At 40.0% G+C, this 6655-nt stretch carries 7 protein-coding genes; all 7 read left to right on the top strand.

The features are described 5' to 3' along the window. The first annotated feature begins 11 nt into the window (after positions 1-11). Positions 12-857 (top strand): polysaccharide deacetylase family protein, encoded by an 846-nt coding sequence (locus OLM34_RS07265; protein WP_264406267.1) that lies wholly within the window; start codon positions 12-14, stop codon positions 855-857. Between the two features lie 129 nt (positions 858-986). Further along, positions 987-2789, top strand: coding sequence for an alpha-L-rhamnosidase-related protein (locus OLM34_RS07270; RefSeq protein WP_264406268.1), 1803 nt, complete (start codon positions 987-989; stop codon positions 2787-2789). A gap of 32 nt (positions 2790-2821) precedes the next feature. Beyond that, on the top strand, positions 2822-3433 hold the full coding sequence (locus OLM34_RS07275) for an alpha-L-rhamnosidase C-terminal domain-containing protein (RefSeq protein WP_264406269.1): 612 nt from the start codon (positions 2822-2824) through the stop codon (positions 3431-3433). After that, the gene (locus OLM34_RS07280; RefSeq protein ID WP_264406270.1) at positions 3423-3800 is read left to right on the top strand and encodes a hypothetical protein; all 378 of its coding nucleotides are present in this window, start codon (positions 3423-3425) and stop codon (positions 3798-3800) included. Before OLM34_RS07275 ends, OLM34_RS07280 begins: the two co-directional genes overlap by 11 nt. After that, the gene (locus OLM34_RS07285) at positions 3794-4918 is read left to right on the top strand and encodes a glycoside hydrolase (protein WP_264406271.1); all 1125 of its coding nucleotides are present in this window, start codon (positions 3794-3796) and stop codon (positions 4916-4918) included. The genes OLM34_RS07280 and OLM34_RS07285 overlap by 7 nt, the downstream gene beginning before the upstream one ends. Positions 4919-5002: 84 nt before the next feature. After that, positions 5003-6397: a glycosyl hydrolase family 28 protein gene (locus OLM34_RS07290; RefSeq protein WP_264406272.1), complete on the top strand. Its 1395-nt coding sequence runs from the start codon at positions 5003-5005 to the stop codon at positions 6395-6397. A 66-nt stretch (positions 6398-6463) separates the two neighbouring features. Further along, positions 6464-6655, top strand: a 192-nt coding sequence (locus tag OLM34_RS07295; protein ID WP_264406273.1) for an apiosidase-like domain-containing protein, incomplete at its 3' end; no start/stop codon positions are given.

Raw genomic sequence — 6655 nt, forward strand, 5'->3', positions numbered from 1 at the left:
AATAGTTTAATATGAAAAAAGTGTTTTTAAGTTTGATTTTTTTAGGGATAATTTTTTTTGGTTTTGCTCAGCAGGATCAAAAAATTTGCCTTTTGGTAAGAGCGGATGATATGGGTTCATTTCATGCTGCCAATGTTGGATGTATTCAATCGTATCATGAAGGGATTGTTCGGTCGATAGAGCTTATGCCTGTTTGTTCGTGGTTTCCCGAAGCAGTAAAAATACTAAAGGAAAACCCAGGTTGCGATGTGGGAATTCATTTAACGTTAACCAGTGAATGGAGCAATGTAAAATGGCGTCCCTTGACCCATTGTCCCAGTTTAGTTGATCAAGACGGATATTTTTTCCCTATGGTTTGGAAGAATGAGAACTTTCCTCCCTGTTCTTCTATTTCAGAATCCGATTGGAAATTAGAGGAAATCGAGCAAGAATTGCGGGCTCAAATTTATCTTGCAATGGTGCATGTTCCGAATATTTCTCATTATTCAATCCATATGGGTTTTGACGGACTCGATCCTAAAATTGGCGAATTAGTGGACAAATTGGCCAAGGAATATGGTCTTGAGGTCAACACCGAAGGGCTCCAATATTTTGTTGGCTGGGGAAAAGACATTCCGATTGAACAACGTATCGAACAATTTTGTGAGAATTTGGAAAAGCTTTTGCCAGGTAAGTATCTTTTTGTAGAACATCCTGCTGAGGATACGAAAGAAATGGAAACAGTAGGTCATCCAGGTTATCAAAATGTAGGCAAGGATCGTGGAGAAGTAACTCGTGTTTTTACGAGTGAAAAAGTAAAACAGGTTTTTCAAAAGAAAGGAATAAAACTGATCAGCTATTCCGATTTAAAAGAATAAAGTAATTGTTCAACAATTATTTTTTATCGAGTTAAAAAACTCATTAGGTGGGAGGGGTAGTTTATTGAATATTGTTTCTTTGACAAGCATTCGGAGAAAGAAATTCTAATATGTTCGTTTCAGTTAAAAATGAATACCAATAAAATAAAAATAGCATATACAAAAAGAATGAAACAAATTTTATGGTTTATTGCTTTATTCCCCCAGTTTCTGTTGGCGATTCAGCCCGTGAAATGGCAGGCTCAATGGATTATGCATCCAGAGGTAGAGCCTCAATCTTATGCAGTAGTTTTATTTAGAAAAAATTTCAACTTGAACAGTAAGCCCGATAGTTTTATCATTCATGTTTCGGCGGATAATCATTATCGGCTTTTTGTGAATGGGAAATATGTTTTGCGAGGACCAGCAAGGGGAGATTTATCGCATTGGTTTTATGAAACCATAGATATTGCCGATTTTCTTCGAAGCGGGAAAAATATCATTGCAGCAGAAGTAATCAATTGGGGACCCAAACGTTCATTTTCTTACTTTTCCCAAATGACTTCTTTTATCTTGCAAGGGAATTCTTCTAAGGAAGAGGTAATCAATACTTCCGCCGGCAGTTGGAAATGTTTTCATAATAAGGCAATCTATCCTAAGATAGTGGATTGGATGTTCGATAGGACGACCATCAATTCCGGATTATATCTCGGCAATCCGACAGATAGTGTTAGAGGGGAAAAATATCCATGGGGATGGGAGACTTTGGATTACAATGATGCGGATTGGGAGCTCGCTAAATGGGCCGACGTTGCCGGAGAGCGCGGTACTCAATATGCCGGTGGGATTCTTTATTCCGCCGGGAAATTGTTGGTTTCTCGAAGAGTACCGATTTTAAAAGAAACCCCTGTCCCTTTTCAAAAAATCGGAAGAGTATCCGGTATTGAAAAAGAGGAAGGTTTTATCAAAGGTACCCATCCTTTAACTATTTCATCTCATCGGAAAGTAAGCCTCCTTATCGATCAAACTCATTTGACTGTGGGATATCCGGAAATGTTGGTCAGTGGGGGAAAAGGGGCAAGAATACAAATAACGTATGCAGAAAATCTACTGTTGAATAGGGAAGTAAAAGGCAACAGAGACGAAATCGATGGAAAATATATGGTGGGTATCAAAGATGTTTTTATTCCAGACGGGGGTAAAAATCGGCTTTTCAAACCTACCTATCTTCGTGCGTTTCGGTTTATTCAGCTCGATATCGAGACTGAAAACGAACCCCTTGTCATAGAAAAATATGAGCACGTGGAATGTCGATCCCCATTGGAATTGAAAGCGAAATTTAGTGCAGACAACGATCTTGTCAATTGGATAATGGAGGCAGGCTGGCGGACGATTTCGCTTTGTGCTCAGGATTATTTGATGTCGGATGCTTATTATGAACAGTTACAGTATGTGGGAGATTCGAGAGTGCATAATTTGGCGCTCTTTACTTTATCCGGTGATAATCGCCTCACTCGGAATGCACTGCTGCAATTCGATCAGTCGCGCATTTCGGAAGGATTGACTTTAGCCTGTTATCCTAATGCTTTTTATCTGATTATTCCTTCTTATTCCCTCATTTGGATTGATCAGATCTATGATTATATGATGTGGAGAGACGATAAAGCGTTTATTTCCCAGTTCGAGTTGGGCATTCAGAATGTATTGTATTGGTTTGAACAAAGAATGCAGCCGAACGGACTGATCGGAAAAATGGAATGGTGGGGGGCCCTAGCATGGCCTAGACACTATCAAAATGGAGAGCCTCCTACGATTTACGAAGGGAATAATACCCTTTATACTTTGCATTATGCCTATACCTTACGTCATGCAGCTGCGATTTTCGAATTCCTCGGGGAAAAAGAAAAAGCGGATGGTGTTATAGACGGGCGGACGAGATTTGTGAGTCAGTGAATCGACGATGCAAAAATAAAGAAGGGTTTTATATGGAGGCTCCACAAAATACTCAAGTGAGTCAAATAACCAATTTACTGGCTATTTTATCCGAAGCAGTTACAGGGAACGATGCGCGTTTATTGATGAAAAAGCTACTTGAACCGAAGGATTGGTTCGGACAGGTAGATTTATTTTTACATCTCTATCTCTTTGAAGCGATGGACAAAACAGGTTTACAGGATCATTTTCTTTCCGAACTAACGGAATGGCAACTAATGAAAGATCGCGGAATGACTACTTTTGCTGAAGTGCCTTTGGAATGGGGGGAAGAGAATCAACGTTCGGAGTGTCACCCATGGAGCAGTTCGCCTGCTTATTTTTTCTTTCGCATCGTTTGTGGAATTAAGCCATTAGTGCCTGGTCATAAAAAAGTAGAGATTGCACCTGCTTTCGGCGAACTCAAAAAAATCAAGGCAGTTTATCCCCATCCTTTAGGAAATATCGAACTTGATTTATATCGAGAAAAATCAGCATTAAAAGGTGAAATTTCTGTTCCTAAGGGGATGGACGCTATCTTGAAATGGAATGGAAAGGAAATCGAATTGAAAACCGGAAAACAAGAAATATCTTTATCACTTAACCGGAGAAATTATGATGAATAAGAAATTTTTGAAAGTGTTGTGTTGCGTGCTAGCGATGAGCTATCCTTTTACGGGATGTTCTAACGATGATACAAATAATGAAGAACCCGACGAGCAGGAAGTGCCGGAGGCAAAATGTGTAACAATAGATCGTTCTGTCAAGTATCAGGAAATAGAAGGATTTGGTTTTTTCGGAGCAAAAGATGCGTGGTGGAACAGTTCGGATCCCAACTATTTTTTCGACGATCAATGGTTAACCCAAATCATCGACGATTTGGGAATTACCATGTGGAGAAACGAATTATATCCTAATAATCCTGTTGAATCCAATTTATCTACACTACAGATCCCCAGGATGGTTATTGGGAAAAACAAAAGGCAATGGTAAAAGCTTTGAAAGCTAAAGCCGATGAATACAATGTACCTTTAAAATATCTTCTTTCCATTTGGTCGCCCCCTGGAGAGTTTAAGGTTGCGTGTTCTATGGCCTGGGCGGGGGATGAGAATGCCCAACGCGAAGGGGAGCATAGATCCACCAAAAACGGGGGGACGCTGGATCCGGAGAAATACGAGGAATATGCCGATTGGCTAAAAGGCGGATTGAATATGTATAAAAATGCCGGAATCGATATTTACGGTTTGAGTTTGCAGAACGAACCTTTATTTGTTGAATCTTACAATTCGTGTGTTTATACCACCTTTTGGTATTGCGATTTACTTAAGAACGTGGTACCTTCGGTAAAAGCAGCCTATCCGAATATGAAAATATTTGGAAGTGAAAATATGTTGGAAATGGAAGGAGCGAAAGAAAATTATCCCTGGTTTTATCATGCGGCTATTAAAAATGATTCTCAGGTATTGGGGTGTTTGGATGCATTTGCTGTTCATGGGTATACCGATGGCGTACAGGCCATTGCGATAGCGAACCATAGGGATTATTGGAGTCGTACGAGAGAGCAATTTTCTGATCCCACGGGTAAACCTTATTGGATGACGGAGACTTCGGGGTATTTGGATAGTTGGAATGGTAATGGGGAAAAGCCCGGTGCCATCGATCTTGCGATCGCTATTCATGCTGCCCTTTATTATGGAAGAGCATCGACATGGGTCTGGTGGCAAGGCAGTGAATTGAGTGGAATTAGTGATTATTGTTTAATGAGTGGTTATCAGACAGGAAAAAAGTATTCTGCTTCCAAACATTTTTACCGTTTTGTCAGGCCCGGTTCCCGTATGGTCGAATTAAATTCTTCCGATAAAGAGATATTAGGTGTGGCATTTGAAAATAGTGTGCTGAATAATTTTGTTGTTATTCTGATAAATCCATCCCAGACGCTTAAAGCTGTAAAGCTTGAAGGGAACGGTATCCCTGATACTTTTGAGTACTATATTACCTCAAATAAATCGGATGAGAATTGCATCTCGAAAGGAAATATGGGAAAAGAAAGCATTCTGTTACCGGCTAACAGTGTGGTTACCCTTGTTAATGGCCGCTATAAAGAACAATAAATCTCATTAGGAAGGGTCGAAGTAAAAATCATTGAGGGAAACATCCCTCAATGATGCAATTTAAAATCTAAATTTACAAAAAAAATGAAATCAAATTCGATTTTTTTCTTTTTCACCTTTTTTGTTTTCCTCCTTCTCCCTTTTTCAGTAGTCAATAGTCAAGAGACGGTTTATCCCAAAATAGAAGGACTTTCTTCGAGTGACCTATATTCGGTCAATGTTAATGGGTATTCGGTGTGGACAGAAAAATTTGTATCTAATCTCGATTTAAATAATCTTCCCGACTGGTTTAGTGATCCGGCTGTAAGGCAACCCCAAGAATTGCATATGGCGAATTTTACTGGAAAAGGAAAGTTGACTGTAAAAATAACGGTAAAAGAAGCGCCTCGCCAGATAAAAATCAGACCGGCAAATTTGAAAATTGAACCGGTTATCAACGGTAAACAGATTTATTTTTCCTGGGAGGGTCCTGGCCAATTGGTGGTGGAAATGGAGGGTAAGCCGCCACTTTTTCTTTTTGCTAATCCTGAGGATGAGTCCATACCTTCCACCGGTGATCCCCACGTAAAGTATTTTGGTCCGGGTATTCATCGTGCAGGCTATATCGAAATGAAAGATAACGAAACAGTGTATATTGCTCCGGGAGCTGTGGTATATGGTGGCATACGTGCCAAGGGTGCATCTAATATTCGGGTAATAGGTCGTGGCATTCTGGATGGGAATTATGAATATGAACAAATGGTAAAAATCGAAGATAGCCAGCATATTTTATTCGAAGGGATAACGGTGAGAAACGGTAAAAGCTGGACCAATACCTTAATCAATTGTCGTGATGTGGAATACAATTTTGTAAAGGTAATGGGTTTCGGGCCAAGTTCCGATGGGATTAATCCGGCAGGATCGCAAAGAGTGCGTATTACTCACTGTTTTATTCGTTGTACGGACGATTGTATCGCTATTAAAGCTCCCAATTATAAACATCCGGTAAAAGATATTTATGTGGATAATAATATTATGCTGGGTTTTGCTTATGCCGACGGCATAACCATCGGATTTGAAACGAATGCGGAATATGTCCAGAATGTCGAAGTACACGATTGCGATATTTTGCTCGCCCGTGGAGGGAGCCGGGTCGACGGACATAGCGGATTCAGTATTATTTGCGACGGTCCTGCCATCATTAGTCATATTCTTTTTGACCATATTCGTGTGGAGAAAGCCGAAATAAAATTATTTGAACTTCATATTACTGATGGGACCCTTTATGGCGAGGATCCCCCTGGTCATATTCGGGATGTCGTGGTTAAAAATGTGGAATGGCTTCATGAAGGGCCTATTGTTATTTGGGGGTTGGATGAAGATCATCGTGTTGAAAACGTGATCTTTAAAAATTGTACGGTTGCTGGACAGCCCCTGGGGAAAATGCAGGAAAAATTATTCAAAGTCAACGAATTTACGGAAAATATCATTGTGGAGTGAGCATTTTGAGTATTTTTGTAAAGGAGGAATTCTTAGTGACCAGACACAGCCGAAATCGAGAATAAAATGAAAAGAAATTTATTGTTGTTATTCGTATGTACCTTAATTTTCCCTATTCATGCACAGGACATGAAATGGGAGGGGAAATCTGTCGATTTTTCTCATGGCAGGCTGAAGGTATCCGACAACAGGCGGTTTTTGGTGTTTGAAGACGGTACGCCGTTTTTTTACTTGGGCGACACGGCATGGGAATTATTT

It is taken from the genome of Anaerorudis cellulosivorans, assembly GCF_025943985.1.
GTDB classification, from domain to species: Bacteria; Bacteroidota; Bacteroidia; order Bacteroidales; family Dysgonomonadaceae; genus Anaerorudis; species Anaerorudis cellulosivorans.

What these genes read in the sequence shown, in the direction of transcription:
- OLM34_RS07280 (WP_264406270.1), top strand. Translation starts at nt 3,423, where the DNA reads ATGATGAATAAGAAATTTTTGAAAGTGTTGTGTTGCGTGCTAGCGATG.
- OLM34_RS07275 (WP_264406269.1), top strand. Translation starts at nt 2,822, where the DNA reads ATGGAGGCTCCACAAAATACTCAAGTGAGTCAAATAACCAATTTACTG.
- OLM34_RS07290 (WP_264406272.1), top strand. Translation starts at nt 5,003, where the DNA reads ATGAAATCAAATTCGATTTTTTTCTTTTTCACCTTTTTTGTTTTCCTC.
- OLM34_RS07265 (WP_264406267.1), top strand. Translation starts at nt 12, where the DNA reads ATGAAAAAAGTGTTTTTAAGTTTGATTTTTTTAGGGATAATTTTTTTT.
- OLM34_RS07270 (WP_264406268.1), top strand. Translation starts at nt 987, where the DNA reads ATGAATACCAATAAAATAAAAATAGCATATACAAAAAGAATGAAACAA.
- OLM34_RS07285 (WP_264406271.1), top strand. Translation starts at nt 3,794, where the DNA reads ATGGTAAAAGCTTTGAAAGCTAAAGCCGATGAATACAATGTACCTTTA.